This window comes from Myxococcus faecalis, assembly GCF_050039385.1.
GTDB classification, from domain to species: Bacteria; Myxococcota; Myxococcia; order Myxococcales; family Myxococcaceae; genus Myxococcus; species Myxococcus fulvus.
Genome location: NZ_CP144336.1, coordinates 6,416,985 through 6,439,598, shown reverse-complemented (window position 1 = coordinate 6,439,598; position 22,614 = coordinate 6,416,985). Strand labels below are relative to the sequence as shown.

Below are 22,614 nucleotides of genomic sequence, written 5' to 3'. Positions count from 1 at the left end.
CACTGACTGCATCCACAGGCGGAAGCCCTCCGCCCTGCTCGGAGTGTATTGCCATCATGAGCCCAGAAAAACCCGTTCATCATTCCTCGTTGCGCCGGTTCATCGCGACGCACGTCATGCTCTTTGTCTATGGAGCCCAGCTCGTCAGCTGCGCGCCATCCAGTCCTCGGGACCAGGAGGTAGAGCACAGCACGCAACTCACCAAGGCGCTGGGTGCGGCCCAGAGCATACCCTTTGAACTGAGGCAGGACACGATTCTCGCCACGGGGCCGGCGGGGCAGTCGACGCCAGGGGCCATCCCGTTCTCGGCGGACGTCACGGCCAGCGGCTCAGCCGCGGTGTCCATCCCCCTCTGGGTTCCTCCCGGTCGCGCGGGAATCCAACCTTCTCTCTCCATCGTCTACGACAGCCAGGGAAGCGACGGCATTCTTGGCCCGGGCTTCAACCTCGCGGGGCTGTCGCAGATCACACGCTGCCCCAATTCTTTTGCGAGAGATGGAAAGCTCCACCCTGTCGAACTGAGCCTCACGGTCTATATCCCGGAGATCAACCATTACTCGAGGGCCTACTGTCTGGATGGGATGAGGCTCGTACCCGCCCCCTCCGGGCAGAACCACTTCAAGACCGAGCAGGACACCTACTCATCCATTCGCATCCCCCCGGGCAACAGTCCCATCGATCCAGACACGTTCGAAGTTCGAGGGAAGGATGGGCTCGTCCGAACCTATGGTCGCGGCACAGGGGCGAGAAACGATGCCATCCTTCGTCTCGAGCAGGCGGCCGCCATCGCCTGGGCCCTTTCCTCTGTCGAAGACCCATTTGGGAACCGCATGGAGATCTTCTATGCGCAAGCTCCCGCTGGAGCGAACACGGGTCTCTGGCATCGCCCCACTCGAATCGTCTACACCCAGCTTCGCAACGCGTCCGGCGTCATCGAGCCAGGGCACCGAGAGGTCACCTTCGAATATGAAGAGCGGGCAGATGCCTTCTCGGGATACCTGAGCGGCGTTCAGGTTGGCCGTGACTTCAGGCTCTCGCGAATCAACATGAAGGGGCCGGGGCTGGCACCTGGGGCAGCCTCTCTCTCGACGGTCCTGCTGCGTTACTACGACTTTGACTACACCGAAGGAACTGTCAGCAAGCGCAGTCTCCTGACGACACTGCGCGAGTGCGATGGCAGCAGCATCTGCAAGCCGCCTTTGCACTTCGAATGGGAGCAAGGCTCGTGGGAGTTCAAGACTCCTCCTGCCACGAATGTCAGCGATGCCGCGGCAGGAGCGGGTCTCAACTCCTTTGGCTTGGGAGCCGGACGTCGAGGTGTCGCATACTTCGTCCGCTCCGAGCGAATCCAGAAGTTGGATCTCCACTATCCGTCAGAGGAAAACCCTCTCACGGACTACACAAAAGAGAATTGGCGAGACATCATGCGGGTTCTTCGATTCCCGGATGCAGCGTCTCCCATGCTCGAAGCATCTGACTCCGTTGGCGCAGCGCTCTGGTACCCCTGGTTCAATATCGAAGGCAGCGTCATCTTCGAGGATGGAGGAGATGGCGACTATTGCGGCAAGAGACACGAGAGAGATCTCTTTCCCGTAGTGACGGACTGGGATGGCTTCGGAAAGTCTTCCGTGACGGCCCTCTCGTGTTTTTGGGAGGTTCCAAAAAACAAACCAAACCATCCTCCCACGCCCATGTACGGCTATGTCCACAAAGAATCAGCAGCCACGGAGATCGCCGGTTCAGAGCCAAACTCTCAATACTGGCTCGACGTCGACGGGGACGTGAGAAACGACCGAGTCTGGATGGGACGACACGAGGATTGGCTTCCCTCGCCCCTGAAGAGCATCGAAGTCTTCCCCGCGACCAAACGCACCACCAAGCTGACTTCTCCCGGATTCTTCTTACCTTCTCGCTTCGGCGTCCGTGCCGTAGATCTCGATGGCAGCGGAAAGATGAGCCTCCTCGGCGTCGGACTCAACGGAGGTGGCCTTCTCGATGCGCTCTCCTACTCGGAGTTTTCCGATACCAATCCGAACGTAGCTGAAATGAAGGTCATCAAGACCAGAATCAAAGAACCACCACAGCGGCCTCCATACTTCGGCTCCACGCGAGCCTTCACGTTTGACTTCATTGACGTCAATGGAGATGGACTGAGTGATGCCGTCACGCTTGGCGACATGTACGTGACCGATACAGCGCCAGAGCTTTGGGTCCAACTCAACTCTGGGAGCGGGTTCAACCCCGTCCAGAGAACCGTGCTCTCCAGCGACCTTGCTACCCTGCTGGATGGAGCCAAGACGGAACACGGTGACTTCGACGGTGACGGGCGCATCGACCTGGCCATCTTCAAGCGAAACACCCCTGTCAAACTGTGGCTGGCTGGCCCGAAGGGAGACTTCACCCGTTTCGAACAACTGACCTCCGTCCCCAGCGGAGACAACCTCGAATGGGCCCAGGTCGTCGACGTGAACAACGATGGCCTGCTGGACTTCACCTACAGGCAGGGAAACGACCTTCGCGTCGCACTGCGGAGCCACGCGACGGATGTCCTCAAGGCCGTCAGGTTCAATCAAGACGCCAGCTACTCCTTCACCTATACCCCCCTGTCACAGAAAAACCCTCTCGGCAGTGCTCCTCCTATCGAGCCGTTCTACTCGAGTTCCTACATCGAGGATGCCCAGAAGCCCTGGCTCCGCCTCGCACCTGAGTCGATGCGCGTCGTCTCCAGCATGGTACTCAACGTCAACGAGCGCCGGGTGAACAGATGGCGTTACCTCTATCGAGATGGCCTCTCCGACACTCGAGGATTGGGGTGGCTCGGCTTCGGTCAACGAATCGTCATTGACGAGGTGACGGGCGCCCGGACGACCACGAGCTTCGACAACATCTCCATGGTGGAGGGCCCGAACCGGAGGGCCTCCGCGCTCCAAGCGCACCTCCCGCGCGAGGAGGTGATCGAAGTCCAGGTGGACGCCAACACCGCGCTGCGGACCCAGCGGAACTGGACGTATGCAAGGACGCCGCAAGGCTATGCCCCCGGCTACCAGCAGTACGCACGGCGATTCGTGGAAACGGTACGAGAGGTCAAGGGTACCTCGACGACCGTGGTGTCCGAGAAAGAGAGTCTGCTCGAGCTCGACGACAAGGGCACCCCCATCTCTCAGACATCGCTCATCCACGGGGCCGACAAGACCGAACAGGTTCGGACGAGCATTGAACCTGGCGACTTCGACTCCGCGAACTGGGTGCCCACCGGGGTCTGGACCGCCACGACCTCATGGATGTCGTGCCCTCGAAGCGTGGAGCTTGGGTGCCAGGGACAGCCCGCCGCGACCAATGTCCACACGAAGCGGATGACGTACGGCACCCGGGGGCAACTGGAGAGCACCGAGACAGCACCGTCCCTCGCAGGAGAGGCGGTGACGCCGACGACCTCGGAGACATATCTCAAGGCGGTCTTCGCACGAAACGACAAGGGGCTCGTCGTGCAGGTGTCCCTGCATGGCAGCGGGGAAGTGCGCACGGAGTCGGTGAGCTACGACGACCTGGATCAGACACAACTTGCGACGACCACGGACGCAGAGGGCGCCACCTGGCGCTACCTCTTCCATCCGGGTCTCGGCGTTCTTGCGCAGACGGAAGACCCCAACGGGGTCCACATGCGCATTCAATACGATGGCTTCGGCCGCGAGCGAATCGCGACGCCACTCTATCAGGGGCCATCGACCGCTCCGGCGGACAAGTCCATCGTGCGCAGCTTCTACGAGTGGCAGGGCTCGACGCCCCAGCTCCGCGTCCAGGCAAGCACGAATACCGGCGCGGCAGGAGTGACTGAGGCCACGACGTCGTTCGACGTCCTCGGCCGCCCGGTATCGCACCGTGCGCTGCGATTCGATGGACAGACCGTGCTCTCCACCACCGAATATGACGACCTGGGTCGCGTGGTGAAGCAGGAAGCCCCTCGACTGACGACGGAGATGCCGACCTGGGAGGCATTCGAGTACGACCCGCTTGGACGAGTCACGGCGCGCCGCATCGGCGACTCGGCCACAGGGCCTCGCGGCATGCTCGTCGAAACACTCCTGTACGCATCGACGACCCCCTACACTTCGCAAGCCGTCTCAATCGATGCGGCCGGGCAGATGAAGCGGACGCTCGTCGACTTCCGTGGGCTGCTGACTCGGGCGACCGAGGCGCCTGGAACGGCCCTGGAAGCAACCATGACCTACACCTACGGCCCCTTCGGTCGCCTGGAGCACCTTGATGACCCCGCTGGGAACCGGAGTTCCCACTTCTACGATGCGTCTGGGCGCGTGGAACGATCAGTCGACCCCGGCGCGGGGACAAGGCTGTTCCTCTACAACGCCTTTGGCGAGCTCAAGAGTCAGTCTGATGCTCCCGCAGGGACGACAAGCCGGCTGACGACCACGTATCAGCGAGATCTCCTGGGGCGCGTCCTCTCGGCGACCAACGAGAAGGAGCGTTTGGACTACGTCTACGACAGGGGTCCGGGCGCGATGCGACGACTGTCGCGTGCGACCCGCACGCCTTCTGGCAACCCCGATGGAGTCGTCATCAGGGACCATGTGTACGACCTCTTCGGGCGCGAGACGGACACTGCGCTGCGAGTGGGCGGCGACACGCTGGTGATGAGTCGCGAATACGACGACTTCGGGCGAGTGAATCGGCTCACCTACCCTGTCGCGCGAGATGGAGTGCCGTTCACAGTGGGGTACTCCTTCACGAACCAAGGGAGTCTCGCGACCATCTACTCGACCGACACGACGCGCCCACTTGCAGTCTACTGGCGAGCGTACGCGAGAGACAGCATGGGTCGGCTCAAGACAGCCCACTACGGCAATGGCGTTGCAAGGGGTTTCCAGTATGACAGCCAGGGACGCCTGCGCTTCCAGGAGGCTCGCCACAACGGAAACAAGATCCAGAGCCTCGCTTACGACTACACCTACAACGACAACCTCGCGGCGCGCCACGACCTCATGGTCGGCGTCACGCAGAAGTACACCTACGACGCGCTGGACCGGCTCGAGCGCTGGAAGGTCCAGCAGGACTGCCAGACGCTCGACGTCCAGTTCCAGTACGACAAGCTCGGCAACATGCTCAGCCGCTCGCCTGTCTCCGGCTGGGAGCCCTCCGCGAGCTTCCAGTACACCGGCGGTACGTCGGGTGGTCCTCACGCCGTCAAGCAGGCCCAGTTGGGCGCCGAGTCCTTCACCTACGAGTACGACCACCGCGGCAACCAGCTCGCGATGCGTGATGCCCAAGGCGCACTGGTGCGCTCCGTGCAGTACGCACCCTCCAACCTGCCCGAGAGCATCACCTCGTCGAGCGGCACCGTCCGCTTCGACTACGACGCCTCCGGCACCCGTGTCCGCAAGCACTCCGATGATCGACAGGAGGAGACCCTCTACGTCGGAGGCCTCTACCAGCGCCGCAAGCAGGGCTCGACGGTCACCCACATCGTCAGCATCCCCAGCCCCGAGGGTGTCGTCGCCGAGCTGTCGTGGCAGGAGGGCTCGACGTCAGAGTCCACGCGTTACTTCCTCAACGACCCGCAGGGCAGCCCCGACACGGTGACGGATGCCTTCGGCACGGTGCTCGAACGCATCAAGTACGAGCCCTTCGGCGGAAGGCGACAGGCGACGAACCTCGCGCAGGCTTCCACGACGAGCCACACGGGCGCGCGCCAGGGCTACACGGGACACGAGCAGGATGACGAACTGGGCCTCATCAACATGCGCGGGCGCATCTACGACCCGCGGATGATGAAGTTCCTCAGCGTGGACCCGGTCATCGCCGAGCCGGGCTCCGCTCAGGCCTACAACGCATACTCGTACGTCCTCAACAACCCCCTCCGATACACGGACCCGAGTGGCTTCACGCCCTACGGAGGGAGTTTGGTCAGCAGTTGGGGCCCTGGATGGACGGGGGCGCCGCTGTCAAACCAGAGCCTCATCAGGAGCTCACTGGAGCGGCATCTGGCCATGCCTGGCCCGTCGCTGTTCCTGCCCAACACAGACTTCAAGGTACCCAGCGTCGAGTCGCTCGACGACGCCAAGACCCAGCCCGATGCTCATCACACGAATGACATCGGACAGAGCTCCGGCTCGTCGAAGTCTGCACTGACGTCGCTCCTCACAGAGGCCTCCTCACGTCTGAACGCCGGTCTTGAAAACAATCCCTGCGGTCCGCATCTCGGCTGTCGGGCAGCAACAGGGATGGTGCGCAGTCAACTCGACAGCGTGCTCAACGCGTCGACGGCATATGACAGGTACGCCCCTGTCAGCAAACTCGCAGCGGCAAGCCTCGCCGTCAACGAGTTCATCCCATTCGTTTCAGCGGGTGAGAGTTATCTCGAAACAGAGTCAGCCTGCGGCAACGGAGAAGCAGGCCGCTGCGTCCTCGGTGCGGGGAAGACGGCCTTCTACACACTCGCCGCTGGCGCGAGCATTCTGGGAGCCCTCGAATCAGGAGGGAGCGTTGCGGCCGCGCTCAGAACCCCTGTCTCAAGTGCGCGCAGGTTGATGGAGAAGGTCGGAGGTGTCGTCCGGTCGCGAAGCATGAGCAACGGTCGTGGATTCTTCTCCATGTCGAAGAATGCGGCGGGTGGAGAAGTTTGGACATCCTCCGGTGTGATCCGTCAGGAAGACTTCGCGACGTACGTGAACAGTGGTCTTTACAAGGGCGATGTGCACATACTCACCGGAGCACATGGCGAACTCAATGGCACCATTTCTGCAGAGGCCCGCTTTCTAGTACAGGACATCGAAGAATTTGGCGATTATGCAGAAGTACACTTCTATGACGTATCAAGGATGACACCCGAAGGAATTTCCGACGTACTTCAAAAAGCAGGCACCGTCATCGGGGCATTCTGCCATAGCGACATCTGCCTGAAGCCATACAGATAGACACAATATGAACAATAAGAACTTGAGGGAGTACAAGGCTATCATCTGGACTCAAGATCCCACTCGCCCCGGCCAGCGAGTGACCGTCTTGGCGACCAGTCTGCACGAGGCGCGCAGACTCCTTGAGCAAGAGCATGGCAAAGGCACTGTCTTCAACCTACACAACGAGGAAGATGCCAAGACACCTCGATAGCCACCCAGGCAGATGAATCAGTTTGAGCCAGTTGAGGATGGGCTCGCGAGTTTCTAGATCGCGCGTCCGTTACCGACGGAAGAGCACAGACCACGGCCTCAAGCCTGGACTGTGCTCCCACCCCACGGGCATTTTACCGGGCCTCGCCTCAAAGCAATCGGGCGCAAACCTTTTTGTCATTCAGGACGCCCGCGGCCGCCATCGGCCCTGCAATCTGTCGATGTGGTCTGCACGCCTGCTCTACCAATCTGCCAGTTTGGCGCGCATCCTCGACGCCGCATCCAGCTTTCGAGGACACGTCATGCCCCACGCCGACACCACACCTTTCGTCCACTACATCATCCCAGTCTTCGGCTCGGGCCGTGCCGGCCACTACGACGCGAGGATGGCTCCCATCGAGTCCGATGCGGCTCCGACTGGCATGCTCGAGCAAACGGGCTTCACGCCGCCCGAGCCCCTCTTCGTCTTGCTCCAATTCAAGGTGGTCCTCACTCGGTCCGGGACTGCGGCCCAGAGTCGAGTCCCGCACAATGGACGGGAGGGGTTGAGGGGCTCACCTCAGAGGCGTCAGGGCCCGGAGGTTGCACGGGCCCATGCCTCCGAGGCATTCCATGAGCCTCGCCCATTCGGGTCACCCACGCCCCATGTCCATCTACTTCGTGAAGAACGTCGAAGGGTTGCATCCCAAGGGCACACATGTCGGACGCGTTTCCGCGGGCACCTCTGGCACCGAGCAGTTGATGCAGTCGCTCGAAGCCGCGCTGCGACTGCCCGATTCCTTCAGGCGAACGTGGGAAGCGCTCTCCAGGTCCCTCAGGGATCTCTCCTGGCTCCCAGCGGGACGCATCACGCTCATCCACGACGAGCTCCCGACCCTGTCTCCCGAGGACCTCAGCACCTATCTGCATGTGCTGGAGGAGTCCGCCGGGAGCTGGCGAGGGAGGACTGACTACGCGCTGGATGTCGTGTTCGCGAAGAAGCACAGGCACCGGGTCCTGGCGCCGCTCGCGGATATCCGCCCCAGGTCACCCTGGAGGCGACTCAAGGCGGAGCTGGACAGCAGCAGCGTTCGGGATGAACTCCAGTTCATCTCCCAGAAGTTCGACGGCTTCGAGTTCGTGATGAACATCGTCGAGCAGCGTGACGGGTCGACGCGTCAAATCCGGAATGCACTCTACCTTGCCTTCAGGATGCGGGGCTGGGACCGGGAACGTTTCGCCAGAGCCCTCCCCAGCCTCTGCGTCCACGAATCACTCGAATTGAGGGAGCAGGCGACATGGAGCCTGCTCGTCCTGCTCAGCCACAACAGGACCATCCCGGGTGAACGCATTCCGAACGATGATGTCCCTTCGTGCGTGGAACTCCTTCACAAAGCCATTGCGTTGGGCGTCCAGGAGAACCTTGAAGCCCTCGCACACAAGTACCTGGCCGGGACGTTCTGACACTTATTTCCGCACACGAATCCCTTGAGGCAGACAGAGATGACCCAGAAGAAATTGAAAGAGTACAAAGCGTTCATCTGGACCCCGAACCTCACTTGGCCTGGAACACCGGTGACAGTGATGGCGGTAGACGGCGAAGAGGCCTTCAATCTTCTCGAGGAAAAGCACGGCACGCGCACCGTCTACGACCTGCACAACGAAGAGGATGCGAACACGCCTCGCTAACAGCGAGAGGGACTCGCAGGGCTCAGGACGACGAGATGGTTCGCGAGACAATCACCACGAGCATGTCGTGTCGTCAGTGCGGAACACTCCAACAGTGCACCCACACGGCGACGGCAAGGAGCAAGGGGCTGGGCTTCGCCAGCTCGTTCCACTGCCTCGAATGCGGAGACACCTTCGAGAGCGACGACTCCCGCATCCCGGAAGACCTCCGCCATCTCTTCTACGAAACGCACGGGAAATGGACGCTGCGTCTCGAAGAACCAGGCCCACGAAGAGGCCAGCTTCTCCACGCAGTCCGCGACGTCATGGGCATGAGCATCCAGGACACGGGCGAACTGTGTAAGTCCCTGCCACGTCAATTGGCGGAGGGCACACGTGTCGAGATGGAGCTGCTCCGAGAACGGCTTGCCCACAGTGGAGCGAAGCTGTTCCTCAAGAGCGACGCCTCAACCCAAGACCCCACTCAGTAGTCGAGCGCTCTCCAACGGACTTCTCCATGGCGCAATTCTTCCCCGGCCTCAGTCGATGCATCCTCTGCAAACAGGTCATCGACGACGCCCCGGTGATGTTCCCCGCTTTCATCCCCAAGGGGCATTCACTCTGGGGGTATCAGGACGCGTCCTTCCACGCCCCCTGTTTCGACGGCTGGGAACATCGAGCGCGCTTCCTGCACATCTACGGCGATGCGCTGCGGCTCGATGCCTCGATGCCCAAAGGCCTGAGCCTGGAGGAGAACGAGAAGCTGTTCGCCGAGCGCTCACGGCTCTGGCGAGAACGAATCCTCCGCGAAGACCTGACGCCGCCAACGCAGTGAGCCCACGCCCACCGTCACGGAGTCGTGGTCGAAGCCCCAGGCACCGGCATCACCGTGCCGCCGTACTGCGTCGCCGCCAGCGTCCCGCACGCAGCCCCAATCTCCTTGCCCCCTGAATACCGCCGCGCCACCGGCGCCTTCAGAACCTGCAAGTAGTCCCGGAACGCGCTCAGCTCCTCCGCCGACGGCGGCAGGTACTTCCCCGTCGGGTCCGTCACGTCGATGAGGTCCACCTTGATGGGAATCCCCTCGAACGCCACCTTCAGCGCCTCCGCGTCCTCGCGCTCCAGGTTGAAGCCGGAGATGGCCACATAGGCAATCATCGCCCGCTCACGCCGCACCTGGCTGTACTCGCGGATGGCCTCAATCAGCTCCGGCAACGGATGCGTCTTCTCAATCGGGAGCACCTTCGCCCGCTTCTCCGGCATCGCGCTCGTCACCGAGAACGCCAGCCGGTACGGATGCCCCTCCCGCGTGTAGCGCCGAATCGCCGGCACATGCCCCGCCGTGGAGAACGTAATCGCCGTGCCCGCAATCGAGAACCCCGCCGGGTTCGACAGGATGCCCGCCGCCCGCAGCGTCTCCTTGTAGTTCAGCAGCGGCTCGCCCATCCCCATGAACACCACACCCCGCACCGGCCGGTCCGCCTCCGCCCTCACCTGCAGCACCTGGTCCAATATCTCCCAGGTATACAGGTTCCGTTTGAAGCCCAACTTCCCCGTCATGCAGAAGTCGCACGCCAGCGCGCAGCCCACCTGGCTGGACACGCAGATGACGTACTTCTCGTCGAAGATGGGGATGCGGACCGCTTCAATCCGCCCGCCCAGCGGGGAATCGAAGAGGTACTTCACGAAGCCGTCGTCCGCCTTGCGGCGCTCCACGATTTGGAGGCTCGGCATCTCGGCGTGGGCTTCCAGGTAGTCCGTCACCCGGCGGGGCACCTGCGGCGAGCGCGCCACCTCCGTCACGGACTTGCGGCCGTGGGCGAAGACGGCCGCGAACACCTTGCGCACCGCAGTGGGGGACGGGGAGAGCGGCGCGAGCGCCGCCTCCAGCTCCGGGAGCGAGAGTTGCTTCAGGTTCACGAGGCGGACTTGATTTTGGTGCGAAGGAAGTCCGTCAGCTTGGTGCTGACCTCCTTCGGCATCCTCGCCGCCAGCGCGCGCTTGCACAGACTGGGCGTCGCCCGGTACGTGCGGAGGAACTCCTCACAGGGGCTGCACCCGGACAGGTGCTCCTGGAGATGGCGCGAATCCTCGGGCGACATCTCGCCCTCGAGGTATTCCAGCAGGAGGTTGATGGAGTCTTTACAGGTGTACATCCGAACCTCGGCTGGCTGCGGCGCGCCCTCGTCCTCGCTTCGGAAGATGCGGAGCCCCCCGTTCGCGTTTCACGGCCCGGGATTGTCGCGGTTGTAGAAGGCGTCGATGGCTTCCCGGAGCGCGAGACGAGCCCGGTGCAGGCGGCTCTTGATGGCGGGGATGGAATCCCCCGTCACTTCCGCAATCTGTTCGTAACTGAGGCCGTCCACGTCTTTCAAGAGGAAGACCTCACGATACCCCTCGGGCAGGCGGTCCGCCGCCTGCCGGATGGCCTGGCCCAGCTCCGCGTCCAGGGCCTTCTCCTCGGCGTCCCGACTCCAGTCCGTCTGGGGGTAGTCCGCCAGCGTACCCCGGGGGGTGAACTCCGGCCCCTGGAGCTCCGCCTCGGCCGCCTGGGCCACCCGCCGGTGGCGCAGGCGCATGAGCGCATGGTTGGCCGCGATGCGGTGCACCCACGAGCCGAAGGCCGCATCCCCGCGGAAATCCTTGAGATGTTGGTAGGCCGACAGGAAGGTGTCCTGGGTGATTTCGGCGGCGTCCGCCTCCGAGCGCGTCATCCGCAGCGCCAGACCGTACACCTTGTCCTGGTGGGCTCCCACCAGGGCCTCGAAGGCGGACATGTCCCCGTCCTGCGCGCGGGCGAGGAGCTGGCGATCATCTTCCGTGGCGACCTCGTCGGACATGGCGGGGCGCACCCAACCAGCCGGAAGCGCCTTCGTCAAGCGCGGTTGCGACGCCTCGTCCCAGGCCGCTTGCTGACATGTTGACTGTCCCGGACCCACAGCCGGAAGGGCTCGTCCGCCCACGCCCCCGCGTACTCCACGCCGATGCGGGGGCCCTTCTCCACCCGCCCCTCCTCCACCGGCACACCCGGGAGCAGGTGCAGCCCCGGTGAGGCCAGGTCCACCCGGTTGTGCGCGAGCGTCAGCCCCATCGCCTTGCACAGCTTGCCGGGCCCGTCCGTGCGCGCGCCTGCGTCCAGCCCCTCCACCGGCTCCACCGCGCGCACCAGCACCGCCGCCCCCACCCCGGGCGCGTCCGTCACCACGTTGAAGCAGTGGTGCATCCCATAGATGAGATACATGTAGGCCTTTCCCGGCGGGCCGAACATGACCTCGGTGCGAGGGGTGAGCCCCTTGGCGGCGTGGCAGGCCAGGTCGTGCTCGCCGATATAGGCCTCGGTCTCGACGATTCGCCCCACCCGCCGGGCGCCGTCGGACGCCTGCACGACGAGCAGCGTACCGAGCAGCTCCCGCGCCACGACGAGGGCCGGGCGCGCGTAGAAGGACGAAGGCAACACGCTCACGTCCAGCAGTGTACCGGTCAGGGCCGACTTGCGCCTTGGAATGGACAACCGTCCACCAGCGGAAAACGGCCCTGCACTTCCTGTCGCCGGACCAGTTCACTCCAGCGCGGGGCTGGTGCAGATTGCGCCGCACCATGTCCACCCCCGGCCGGCTCTCCGGTCTCCTGCTTCCGCTCTTCTCCCTGCGCTCCCCGACGGATTTCGGCATCGGTGACTTCGGCGCGCTCGACGGCCTGTTCTCCTGGATGAAGCTCGGGCGTCAGCGCCTGCTGATGCTGTTGCCGCTGCTGCCCACCGCGCCGGGTGACTCCAGCCCCTACGCCACCCGCTCGGCGTTCGGCCTCAACCCGCTCTTCATCGACCTGCACGCGCTGCCGGAGTTCACCGCCTCGGGCGGCGAGGCCGCGCTCTCCGACGAGCAGCGCCGGCAGCTCGCCGAGGCCCGGAGCGCCCCGCGCATCCGCTACGACCTGGTCTTCCCCCTGAAGGACGCCGCCCTGGCGCGCGCGTTCGACACCTTCGAGGCGCAGCACTGGGCCACCCAGTCCGAGCGCGCCCGCGCCTTCGCCCGGTGGCGCGACGCCCAGGCTGGCTGGCTGGAGACCTACGCCCTCTTCACCGCCATCAGCGAGCAGGAGGACCGCCGCGCGTGGTGGGAGTGGCCGGAGGGCCTGCGCACCCGTCAGCCGGAGGCGCTCGCCGCCAAGGGGAAGGAATTGGAGCGCCGGGTGCGCTACCACGCGTGGCTGCAGTGGGTGGCCGAGGAGCAGTGGAACGCCGCGCGCGCCAAGGCCCGCGCCCAGGACGTGCTCCTGTGCGGCGACGAGCCGTTCATCATCGGCCAGGACAGCGCGGACTGCTGGGCCAACCCCACCATCCTGCGCCGCGACGCGCGGCTGGGCGTGCCGCCGGATGACTTCTCCGCCACGGGCCAGGACTGGGGCCTGCCCTACTTCGACTTCGTCGCCATGCAGAAGGACGACTACGCCTGGCTCAAGGCGCGCGCGAAGAAGGCCGCCAGCTACTATGACTTGCGCCGCGTGGACCACGCGGTGGGCTACTTCCGTCAGTGGATTCGCGACGAGCAGACGCCCACCGGGCGCTTCATCCCGCCGGACGAGGAGAGCCACAAGCGGCTGGGCCGCAAGCACTTCGAGCTGCTCTCCGAGGGCGCGGGCATCGTCGCCGAGGACCTGGGCGTGATTCCGCCCTTCGTGCGCCACATCCTCGCGGAGCTCAAGCTGCCCGGCTACCGCGTGATGCGCTGGGAGCGCGACGACAACACGTACCGCAACCCCCACCAGTTCCCCGCAATCTCCCTGGTGACGACGGGCACCCACGACACCGACACCATGGTGGAGTGGTGGGAGGGCGCCCGCGACGACGAGCGCCAGGCCGCCGCCCGCGCGTGGCCGGAGCTCCACGGCGTGCCGGTGTCGCGCGAGTTCACCCCGGAGGTGCACCGGGCCCTGCTGGCCGCGGCGCTCAACTCGGGCAGTGATTTGTGCGTGCTGCCCTGGCAGGACGTGCTCGGCACCCGGGACCGCATCAACCTGCCGGGCTCCATGAGCGACTCGAACTGGGCCTACCGCATCGCCCAGGACGTGGGCTCGCTGCTCAACGACGCCACGACGCGCGAGGCCGCCGAGAAGCTGGCCTGGCTCACCGCCTCCGCGCGCCGCTGAAGGACGCCTTCCCACCGCCGTGCCCGGGGTGATTCGCACCCGGGCGCGGTGGCGTGGCCCTCACCTCAGTCGATGCACTTCACCTGACCGGGGAAGCCATCGAAGATGGCGCAGCGGCGGTTGGAGTTCGCGCACTCGAGCCTGTCGCAGACGTCCTCGGTGACGCAGATGGGCGGAGAGCGGCCGAATTCCAGGAATACCTCGGCGCAGAACTCGTAGATCTGCTCGCAGCCGAAGGAGCCGCAGTACTCGGCGTCCGCGAGGCTCTCACCTTCTCGGAGTTTGACGACCTCGTCGTCATCCACGCCGCAGGCGGAGGCGAGCGCCGACACCACGCAGAACACCAGGACTCTGATTCGGCGGGACAGGAGCATGGCCCCCAATCTGGCGCACCTTGGCGCGGCTTGCACGTGTCGAGGTGTTTCGAGCAAGGACTTGCCGACAGAGGCCGGGATGAAGAGACGTTGGAATGCGACAAAGGGAGGAGGTCGTCCTCCACAAGACGCGCTGCCCCTCTTGCCTTCCGGGTATGAACAGTCCGTGGCCGTTGACCTGCTCCGACTCCTCCGCATCGCCACCGTCGCCCTGCTCCTGAGCATGGCGGGTTGTGCCACCACGTCCACGCCGCCCCCGGGACCCAAGGTCGCCAGGCTCGACATCGAGGGCACGAAGCAGGTGAGCGAGGGAGACATCAAGGACCGCATCCTCACGTCGCAGACGCCGTGGTGGGCGTTCTGGCCGTTCGGCGGGCCCAACTACTTCGACCCCAACGCGTGGCAGGCGGACCTGCGCCGCATCGAGCGCTACTACCAGGCCCAGGGCTACTACCAGGCGGAGGTGGTGGACAGCGAGGTGAAGCCCAAGGGCGACGCGGTGGAGCTCTTCGTGGAGGTGAACGAGGGCGAGCCCACGCGCATCGGCGACATCACCATCGAGGGGCTGCAGGCGCTGCCGGAGGAGGAGCGCGGCAAGCACCGCGAGCGGCTCGAGTCGAAGCTGCCCTTCAAGAAGGGCGACATCTTCCGCGAGGGGCCGTGGGAGGAGTCCAAGGGCGCGATGCAGGAGCAGCTGCGCGAGCAGGGTTACGCGGAGGCCGAGGTGTCGGGCGAGGTCCAGGTGGACGTGGACACGAAGCTGGCCCGGGTGCGGCTCGACGTGAAGCCGGGACTTCGCTACCGCTTCGGCAACACCTTCGTGGCCACGGACGCCAACCCCGAGGTGCCTCCGCGCCGCATCATCGAGCAGGTGCAGGGCGCGCTGCGCAAGGGGGACTGGTACAGCGAGACGGCGCTCGCGGAGGCGCAGGCGCGCGTGTTCCGCATGGGCGTGTTCGGCGCGGTGAAGGTGAACCGGGGCGCGCCGGACCGCGAGTCCGCCACGGTGCCCGTCGTGGTGGACGTGCGCGAGGCGCCGTTCCGCTCGGTGCGGCTGGGTGGTGGTATCGGCGTGGACGCCGCGCGCCAGGAGGTCCGCGCGCTGGGCGAGTGGACGCACCGCAACTTCCTGGGCGGCCTGCGCCGGGTGACGGTGCGGGGTCGCGCCGGTTACGCCTTCATCCCCAACATCCTGAGCACGTCGAAGCAGGGCCCGGTGTTCGAGGTGACGGGCGAGTACGAGCAGCCGCGCTTCCTCTTCCGGGACTTGCGCCAGCAGACCTCGCTCACGCTGGAGAAGGGCCTGGAGCAGGCCTACGACTTCTACGGCGGCCGGTTGCAGACGGGCGTCATCTGGCAGCCGCACCGCAACTTCTCCGTCTTCCCGTCCTACAACCTCCAGGTGTACCGGCTGTCGGGTCGGGTGAGCGCGGACTCGCGCGTGCCGCCCGTCATCCTGGGCTGCGGCGAGGGGCAGACGCGCTGTGACGTGTCGCTCTCCTTCCTGGAGGTCGCGTTCGCGTGGGACCGGCGCGACGACCCGGTGGAGCCGCGCGACGGCTACTACGTGAGCATGTCCGTGCAGAAGGGCGGCGGCTTCCTGCAGGGTGACTTCAACTACGTGCGGCTGCTGCCGGACCTGCGCTTCTACCGCTCCTTCGGCGAGGAGAAGCGCGTGGTGCTGGCGGGCAAGCTGCGGATGGGGACGCTCAACCCGGCGGGCAACTCGCAGAGCTCCATCGTCACGCGCTTCTTCTCCGGCGGCGCCACGTCCATGCGCGGCTTCAACGGCCAGCGCCTGTCGCCCCTGGCCGCGCTGGAGAAGCAGGAGGACACCAACGGGGACGGCGAGCCGGACACCCCGGTGCAGAACGAGGAGTGGGAGACGGTGCCGGTGGGCGGCAACAGCCTGATAGAGACCTCGCTGGAGCTGCGCTACCAGATCACCGAGAGCATCATGCTGGCGACGTTCTGGGACTCGGGCCTGGTGGGGGTGGAGGGCTTCGACTCGCCGCGCGCGCCGCGGCTGTTCGGTCCCGAGCACTACCACGCGGTGGGCCTGGGGCTGCGCTACCTGACGGTGGTGGGCCCCATCCGCCTGGACATCGCGCGGCGGCTCAACCTGGGCCAGGGATTGCCCGTGGCCACGCCGGGGTACATCTATCCGTCCTCCGGTGGATGCTTCGGCATCGGCAGCAAGTGGAAGCCGGATGGACCCACCTCCCGGCAGGCGACCTTCGCGGGGGCCCCTGACGGACAGTGCGCGCTGCACCTGTCGATTGGAGAGGCGTTTTGAGCCGGCGACGCTGGGGGCGACGACTGCTGTGGGGGCTGCTGGGCGGCCTGGCCTTCATCGTGCTCGCCGTGGTGGGCGTGCTCGTCTGGGCGACGTCCGCGCCGGGCGAGCGGTTCCTGGTGGGCAAGGGGCTTCAAATCGCCAACGAGCAGTTCTCCGGCAGGCTCGAAGTCGGGGGCCTGGACCTGGCGCCGCCGGGCGCGGTGCTCACCGGGGTGAAGCTGTATGACCCGGAGGGGGAGCTGGTCGCGGAGATTGCCCGCGTCGAGGCCCGCGTGCGGCTGGGCGGACTCCTCCAGCAACAGGTCCGATTGACGGAGGCCCGCATCGAGGCGCCCCGCCTCTACCTGGCCCAGGACGAGCGCGGGTTGAACCTGTCGCGCGCGATTGCGCCCCGCGTGCCCAAGCCCGAGGAGCCACCCGGTCCGCGCGGCAAGCTGCGCGTGGACCTGGACGCGCTGGTGCTCCAGGACGGCTACGTCGACTTCCGGCAGGAGCTGGAGGACGGCGGCGAGCGGCACGCGCGGCTGGAGGACCTGGACGCCACGGCCTCCGGACACTTCGCCGCGGCGACGCAGGGCTTCGGCGCCACGCTGGAGGCCACCGCGGCCCTGACGCAGCCGACGAAGGGCCCCGTGAAGCTGAGCCTCAAGGGCGGCGGCGAGGAGGGCGCGCTGGACGCGGACGTGAAGCTGGACCTCGCGGGGCTCCTGCTCGACGCGAGCGCCAACGCGAAGCTCCCCGCCGAGACGCCGCCCGGCCAGCCTCCTGGCGCCCTGAAGGCGGACCTGGTGGTGCGCAAGCTCACCGTGCCGCCGGAGCTGCCGCGCGGCTTCGTGCCCTCGTGGCCCCTGCTGGTGCCCGTGCACGTGGAGGGCACGGCGGGCATCGAGGGTGACCTGGCCCAGGCCCAGCTGTCCGGCAAGGCGGCGGACGCGACGCTCGAGCTGAAGGGCGACGTGGACCTGGAGCGCCTGCGCACCCGCGGCGTCACCGTGAAGGTGCGAGGCGTGGACCTGTCCGCGCTCGTGGCCGAGGGGCCGAAGACGAGCCTGTCCGCGGACCTGAGCGCGAAGGGCGGCGGCACCAGCCTGGAGACGCTCGACGGCGAGGTGGACCTCACCGTGTCGCCGTCGCGCTTCAAGGGCCAGCCGCTGGGGCCCGTGGAGCTGCACGCGAAGGCGAAGGACGGCCAGTACACGCTGTCGCGGCTCCTGGTGCTGGTGCCGGGCGCCTCGCTCCAGGCCAAGGGCCAGGGCACGGCGCAGGCGGTGCGCATCGACGGCGGGCTGACGGCGGGCAACCTGGCCCTGCTGTCCGACTCGCTGACGAAGCTGCTGCCCGGCGCGGTGCCGCCCATCTCCGGCAGCGGCACGCTGGAGTTCAAGGTGGAGGGCCCCGTGCGCGCGCCCGGCGTGGTGGCGCAGGGCAACTTCACGTCGCTGACCTACGGCGACTACGCGATTCGCAACCTCACGCTGAACGCGGAGGTGCCGGACGCCACCCGCCCGCTGACGACCGACGCGACGCTGGTGGTGGGCGTGCTGAAGGTGGGCGAGCGACTGTTCCGCGACGTGTCCGTGGGCATCGCCACCGAGGAGCGCCGCCTGGAGGCCAGCGTGCGCGTCATGGGCGACACGGCGCTGGGGCTGACGCTCGCGGGGCTGGTGGACGACGACGGCATGGGGCTGGCGCTGGAGGCGCTGACCTTGTCGTGGCCGGAGGCGACGTGGAAGCTGCAAGGCCCCACGCACGTGGGCTTCGGCGGGGGCAAGGTGGAGGTGGAGCCCGCGCTGCGGCTCGGCTCGGGCGGACAGGCGCTGGGCGTGCGCGCCCTGCTGGTCAACGAGCGGCTGACGGCGCGCGTGGACCTGGAAGCGGTGGACCTGTCGCTGCTGCCGCGCGTCGCGGTGCCGGAGTCGCTGGGGCTGGGCGGCACGGTGTCGGGCTTCGTCACCGCGCAGGGCCGGATGCCGCGCCCGGACGCGCAGGTGAAGCTGAGCTGGAGCGACGGGCGCGCCAAGGGCTACGAGGACCTGCAGCTCGCGCTGGACGCGACGTACGTGAAGGACCGCGCGCAGGGCACGCTCTCCGCGGGCCTGCCGGTGGCGAAGCTCACCGCGAACTTCGACGTGCCGGTGCAGGGCGTGCTGAAGCGGCGCAAGGACACGTTGTTGCTCAAGGCGAACCTGGAGGGCGTGGACCTGGCCGGGGTGATGAAGCTGCTCGAGCGCCCGGAGCCGGTGAGCGGCACCGTGTCCGCCCAGCTCGTGGTGGACGGCACCGCGAGGGACCCGCGCCTGGACTTCGTGGTGAGCGGCCAGCAGGTGAACTACAGCGCGCCGCCCCCGGGCTTCGCCTTGAAGGCCCCGCTGGACTTCGAGCTGCGCGCGGCCTCCGACAAGGAAGACGGCACGCTGGACGCGCGCCTGGACATGCGCGGGCTGGGCACCCAGCAGACGTACGTGGTGCTGCGCACGCCCTTCACGGTGGGCGGGATGATGGCGCGGCCGCCGCAAGCCGAGGACCTCCTCTCCGCGTCGGTGGACCTGGAGGCCCGCGTGGCGGAGCTGCCCCTGGCCCAGTTCGAGGGCGTGGGCGGACTGCAGAAGCCCGGCGGCAACGTGTCGGTGCAGCTCAACCTCACCGGCTCCGCGCTGGTGCCCCAGGCGCGCCTGAGCGTGCTGGGCGTGGGGCTCACCGCGTACGGGCTGCCGCCGATGAACAGCCAGCTGGGCGTGGTGGGTGACGACCAGGACGTGCGCGTGACGCTGGCCGCGCAGCGCGAGGACGGGCCCCTGGCGCAGCTGGACCTCACGCTGGACGCGCCGCTGGGCGCGCTGCAGGACCAGGAGGTCTACGGACACATCCCCTTCCAGCTCAAGGGCCGGCTGGGCCCGGTGTCGCTGCAGCAGCTACCCGGCGTGGCCAAGGCGCGCGCCACGGGTGAGCGCGCGCAGCGGACGGGCGCGCCGTCGTCCCAGAAGGGCCTGCAGGGCGAGCTGGCGGTGGAGCTGGCCGCGCGAGGCACGCTGGACGCGCCGCGCATGGAGCTGACCGCCGGCGTGCAGAAGCTGGGCATGGGCGCGCTGGCGCTGGGGCAGGCGCGGTTGCAGTACGGCTACCAGGACGCGCGCTCCAAGTTCGACGTGCTGCTCACCGCGCCGTCGGGCGGCACCATGATGGTGGACGGCGGCCTGGAGCTGGACGTGTCGCTGCCCGCGATTCGCCGCGGCCTGGACACCTCGCGCGCGCCCATGGAGGTGACGCTGCAGGCGAAGGACTTCGACCCGTCGTTCCTGTCCGGCGCGGCGGAGATGCTGCGCAGCATCGGCGGGCTGATTCAGGCGGACGCGAAGCTCGCGGGCACGCTCGCGGTGCCCACCTTCCAGGGGTCGATGAAGTGGAAGGACGGCAAGCTCGCGCTGATGGGGCTGGGTGAGTACCGCGACATCCAGCTGGCGCTGGAGGCCAGCCAGGAGCGCCTGGCCATCAACACGCTGTCCATGAAGGCCGGCGGCGGCACCGTCTGGCTGGACGCGCCGCTGACGGCCACGCGCAACCCCCGGGGCGAGTACGAGCTGACCAGCCCCCAGGACAACCCCTACCCGCTGCGCGCCCGCGACTTCCCCATCGTCTTCGACGACCAGCTGATGGCGGTGCTGAGCCTGCGCGCGAAGGTGGAGGGCACTATCTCCGAGCGGCTGGTCAACCTGCGCAACGTCTCCGTGCCGGAGGCCACCGTCGAGCTGCCCGAGGCCAAGCGCAAGGACCTCCAGGACCTGGAGCGCCCCGGCGACGTGGTGCTCGTGCGCAACGGTCAGCCCATCGAGCGGCGCAAGCGCAAGCAGCCCCAGCAGCCCTCGCCCGGAGACCCCGAGCCCGAGGTCGCCGCGGGTCCGGCCACGGAGCCTCCGACGCCCGCCGACGCGGAGGAGGACCTGGAGACGGGCGACGAGCCGAAGCCCCAGCGTGCGTACTGGGTGAACGTGAACGCGCCACGAAACATCTGGGTGAAGGGCAGCGACCTCAACGTGGAGCTGGGCCTGTCGGAGGACTTCCGCGTCGAGTACACCGACGTGGCGCGCCTCTTCGGACAGGTGCGCGTGCTGCGCGGCCGCGTGGACGTGCTGGGCCGCCGCTTCGACGTGCAGCGCGACAGCCTGGTGAGCTTCACCGGCCCGCCCACCGTCCCGTACATCAACGTCACCGCGGAGCACCGCGCCGAGAGCTCCAACATCACGGTGTACGTCACCATCCGGGGCCAGGGCCGCGACATCACCCTGAAGCCCACGAGCGAGCCGCCCCTGCCCGAGTCCGAAATCTACACGCTGCTCGCCACCGGCCGGCGCACGCTGGAGCGAGGCTCCGGCGCGTCCATGACGGCCAGCGCGCAGGCGGCCTCCGTGGTGGGATCGCTCGTCGCCAACGAGGCGCGCAAGGCGCTGGCCGCGAAGCTGCCGCTGGACGTGCTGTCGATTGAAGCGGGCGGCGCGGGCATCGCCGGCACCAAGCTGGAGGTGGGCACCTACGTCACCGACAAAATCTACGTCGGCTACACCGGACGCGTGGGCGCCAACATCCAGCAGGGTGAGAACTCCAACGCGGTCCGCTTCGAGTACCAGTTCGGACCGCGCTGGAGCCTGGAAGGACAGTACGGCGACGCCCGCTCGGGCGGCCTCGACCTCATCTGGACCAACGAGTACTGAGGGCCGCCCTCCAAGCGCGAGGGGGCTACAGCCAGTACATCTCGAAGCACGCGCCCACCGGGCCCGCGCCGCTGTCGGGCGCCATGGGCGAGCTCACCCACGCGCCGCCCACGCCGCACTGGCTCCACTGCTGGTTCGACGAGGACTGCACGCAGGTGCGCGCGGGCACCGAGCGGCCCAGCGTGGCGGAGGAGCACCACGGCCACGCCTGGGTGCAGTTGGTGGGACGCGTGGTGCTGCCCGCGGTGAAGACGCCGGAGACGCACTGGCGCCACATCGCATCGGACGAGCTCTGCACGCAGCCGAGCTCCGGCACCGTCGTGCCCGCCGTCTCCGACACGCAGCCCGTGGACGTCGGGGCCCCCCAGTTGAAGCCGCCATCCGCGTACCGGTGGTAGATGACCGACACCAGCGACGAGCCGCCCACCGTCGTGCGGCCACACTGCGTCGCGTACGCGCCCACCCAGGGCGTGTACGTGTAGAGCGCCGCGGTGGCCTTGTTGGTCGGCTTCACCGTGCACGGGTCCAACGTCGCCTTCGCCGTGCCCACCTTCCAGCCGGACACGGTGGCCCGCCCCGCGTCCAGGTCCGTGAAGTAGCCGCGCAGCTTCTTCGCCGAGCAATCAATCTGCTTGCCGAAGCCCACGTATTGCGCGTCACACCCGCTGCTGTCGGGACAACCACAGCCGGTCGCCTTGCTCAGGTTGTTGGAGGTGCCGCTCTGCACCAGGCTGGACTCCACCTGGATGCGCGCGAGCATGTACAGCGGGCTGATGCCGAACGCCTTGGAGCGCTCGACGATGAGCGCCGCCGCCGTCTTGTTGCTGAAGGCCGGGTCCCGATACGTGGCCAGGTACGAGCCCTGCTGCGTCAGGAAGGCCTGCACCTGCTCGGTCGTAATCCACTGGTGGCCCAGGAGGTTGTCGTCCTCCAGCAGCCGGTGCATGTCGTACTTCACCGTGGCTCGCTGCAACACCTGTCCGGTCAGCTCGTCGACGAACTCGTCCTGCTCCTCTTCGACAGGGCCACAGCCAACCGCCAACAGCGCGGGCACCATGAGCCACCACAGTCGCGTCTTCATCACGGCCTCGAGGGGAGATGCGCCGTGCCCGCGAGTGAAGCGCTCGCCTCCCAGCGGGCCCGGCAGGGGGGGAGCCTTCTCGTCTACCCGGCCCCTGCCTCACGTCTCAAGAATTTCTTGAATTGAAGGAATAACAGATTATTGGCGCCAAGCTGGATGGGCGCCATGAGCGCGAGCGCTGTCCTGGAGTCCAGGGGACTTGAGGCTCACGCGGCGCGTCGGGCTAGCGTCCCGGGCG

At 66.8% G+C, this 22,614-nt stretch carries 14 protein-coding genes; 8 read left to right on the top strand and 6 right to left on the bottom strand.

The genetic code is table 11. The features are described 5' to 3' along the window. Positions 1–56 precede the first annotated feature (56 nt). The 5 genes from VZQ01_RS25865 to VZQ01_RS25845 all read left to right on the top strand — a co-directional run bounded on the left by VZQ01_RS25865 (position 57) and on the right by VZQ01_RS25845 (position 9,603). The gene (locus tag VZQ01_RS25865; protein ID WP_426744950.1) at positions 57–6,929 is read left to right on the top strand and encodes an RHS repeat-associated core domain-containing protein; all 6,873 of its coding nucleotides are present in this window, start codon (positions 57–59) and stop codon (positions 6,927–6,929) included. Positions 6,930–7,766: 837 nt separating this feature from the next. Then, positions 7,767–8,564 (top strand): barstar family protein, encoded by a 798-nt coding sequence (locus tag VZQ01_RS25860; RefSeq protein ID WP_426744949.1) that lies wholly within the window; start codon positions 7,767–7,769, stop codon positions 8,562–8,564. Between the two features lie 39 nt (positions 8,565–8,603). Further along, entirely contained in the window at positions 8,604–8,789 is a 186-nt protein-coding gene (locus tag VZQ01_RS25855; RefSeq protein ID WP_141325749.1) for a hypothetical protein, read from the top strand. Between the two features lie 35 nt (positions 8,790–8,824). Continuing rightward, on the top strand, positions 8,825–9,259 hold the full coding sequence (locus tag VZQ01_RS25850) for a hypothetical protein (RefSeq protein WP_223782614.1): 435 nt from the start codon (positions 8,825–8,827) through the stop codon (positions 9,257–9,259). A 26-nt stretch (positions 9,260–9,285) separates the two neighbouring features. Beyond that, positions 9,286–9,603 (top strand): hypothetical protein, encoded by a 318-nt coding sequence (locus VZQ01_RS25845; protein ID WP_426744948.1) that lies wholly within the window; start codon positions 9,286–9,288, stop codon positions 9,601–9,603. 14 nt (positions 9,604–9,617) lie between these two features. Here the strand turns inward: VZQ01_RS25845 and VZQ01_RS25840 are convergent, their stop codons facing one another. The 4 genes from VZQ01_RS25840 to VZQ01_RS25825 all read right to left on the bottom strand — a co-directional run bounded on the left by VZQ01_RS25840 (position 9,618) and on the right by VZQ01_RS25825 (position 12,231). Then, positions 9,618–10,688 carry a radical SAM protein gene (locus VZQ01_RS25840; RefSeq protein WP_426744947.1) on the bottom strand — a complete coding sequence of 357 codons (1,071 nt, stop codon included), beginning with the start codon at positions 10,686–10,688 and terminating at the stop codon, positions 9,618–9,620. Next, entirely contained in the window at positions 10,685–10,924 is a 240-nt protein-coding gene (locus VZQ01_RS25835; RefSeq protein WP_046716292.1) for an anti-sigma factor family protein, read from the bottom strand. The genes VZQ01_RS25840 and VZQ01_RS25835 overlap by 4 nt, the downstream gene beginning before the upstream one ends. Before the next feature lie 69 nt (positions 10,925–10,993). Further along, positions 10,994–11,608: an RNA polymerase sigma factor gene (locus VZQ01_RS25830; RefSeq protein ID WP_141325754.1), complete on the bottom strand. Its 615-nt coding sequence runs from the start codon at positions 11,606–11,608 to the stop codon at positions 10,994–10,996. Between the two features lie 35 nt (positions 11,609–11,643). Then, the gene (locus VZQ01_RS25825) at positions 11,644–12,231 is read right to left on the bottom strand and encodes a DNA-3-methyladenine glycosylase (RefSeq protein WP_141325767.1); all 588 of its coding nucleotides are present in this window, start codon (positions 12,229–12,231) and stop codon (positions 11,644–11,646) included. Between the two features lie 134 nt (positions 12,232–12,365). Here VZQ01_RS25825 and VZQ01_RS25820 point away from each other — a divergent pair, with 134 nt between their 5' ends. Then, a complete protein-coding gene (locus VZQ01_RS25820; RefSeq protein ID WP_426744946.1) occupies positions 12,366–13,916 on the top strand; it encodes a 4-alpha-glucanotransferase in 1,551 nt (516 codons plus the stop codon). Between the two features lie 65 nt (positions 13,917–13,981). On the opposite strand, the gene VZQ01_RS25815 is transcribed toward VZQ01_RS25820, so the two are convergent. Continuing rightward, positions 13,982–14,290: a hypothetical protein gene (locus VZQ01_RS25815; protein ID WP_141325756.1), complete on the bottom strand. Its 309-nt coding sequence runs from the start codon at positions 14,288–14,290 to the stop codon at positions 13,982–13,984. 166 nt (positions 14,291–14,456) lie between these two features. Here VZQ01_RS25815 and VZQ01_RS25810 point away from each other — a divergent pair, with 166 nt between their 5' ends. Further along, positions 14,457–16,586 carry a BamA/TamA family outer membrane protein gene (locus tag VZQ01_RS25810; protein ID WP_228556874.1) on the top strand — a complete coding sequence of 710 codons (2,130 nt, stop codon included), beginning with the start codon at positions 14,457–14,459 and terminating at the stop codon, positions 16,584–16,586. Continuing rightward, positions 16,583–21,295: a translocation/assembly module TamB domain-containing protein gene (locus VZQ01_RS25805; protein ID WP_426744945.1), complete on the top strand. Its 4,713-nt coding sequence runs from the start codon at positions 16,583–16,585 to the stop codon at positions 21,293–21,295. The genes VZQ01_RS25810 and VZQ01_RS25805 overlap by 4 nt, the downstream gene beginning before the upstream one ends. 25 nt (positions 21,296–21,320) lie before the next feature. On the opposite strand, the gene VZQ01_RS25800 is transcribed toward VZQ01_RS25805, so the two are convergent. After that, entirely contained in the window at positions 21,321–22,376 is a 1,056-nt protein-coding gene (locus VZQ01_RS25800; RefSeq protein WP_426744944.1) for a hypothetical protein, read from the bottom strand. Positions 22,377–22,614 lie beyond the last annotated feature (238 nt).

Coding starts and splice junctions, on each gene's coding strand:
- VZQ01_RS25865 (WP_426744950.1), top strand. CDS start 57: ATGAGCCCAGAAAAACCCGTTCATCATTCCTCGTTGCGCCGGTTCATC.
- VZQ01_RS25860 (WP_426744949.1), top strand. CDS start 7,767: ATGTCCATCTACTTCGTGAAGAACGTCGAAGGGTTGCATCCCAAGGGC.
- VZQ01_RS25855 (WP_141325749.1), top strand. CDS start 8,604: ATGACCCAGAAGAAATTGAAAGAGTACAAAGCGTTCATCTGGACCCCG.
- VZQ01_RS25850 (WP_223782614.1), top strand. CDS start 8,825: ATGGTTCGCGAGACAATCACCACGAGCATGTCGTGTCGTCAGTGCGGA.
- VZQ01_RS25845 (WP_426744948.1), top strand. CDS start 9,286: ATGGCGCAATTCTTCCCCGGCCTCAGTCGATGCATCCTCTGCAAACAG.
- VZQ01_RS25835 (WP_046716292.1), bottom strand. CDS start 10,924: ATGTACACCTGTAAAGACTCCATCAACCTCCTGCTGGAATACCTCGAG.
- VZQ01_RS25830 (WP_141325754.1), bottom strand. CDS start 11,608: ATGTCCGACGAGGTCGCCACGGAAGATGATCGCCAGCTCCTCGCCCGC.
- VZQ01_RS25820 (WP_426744946.1), top strand. CDS start 12,366: ATGTCCACCCCCGGCCGGCTCTCCGGTCTCCTGCTTCCGCTCTTCTCC.
- VZQ01_RS25815 (WP_141325756.1), bottom strand. CDS start 14,290: ATGCTCCTGTCCCGCCGAATCAGAGTCCTGGTGTTCTGCGTGGTGTCG.
- VZQ01_RS25800 (WP_426744944.1), bottom strand. CDS start 22,376: ATGAAGACGCGACTGTGGTGGCTCATGGTGCCCGCGCTGTTGGCGGTT.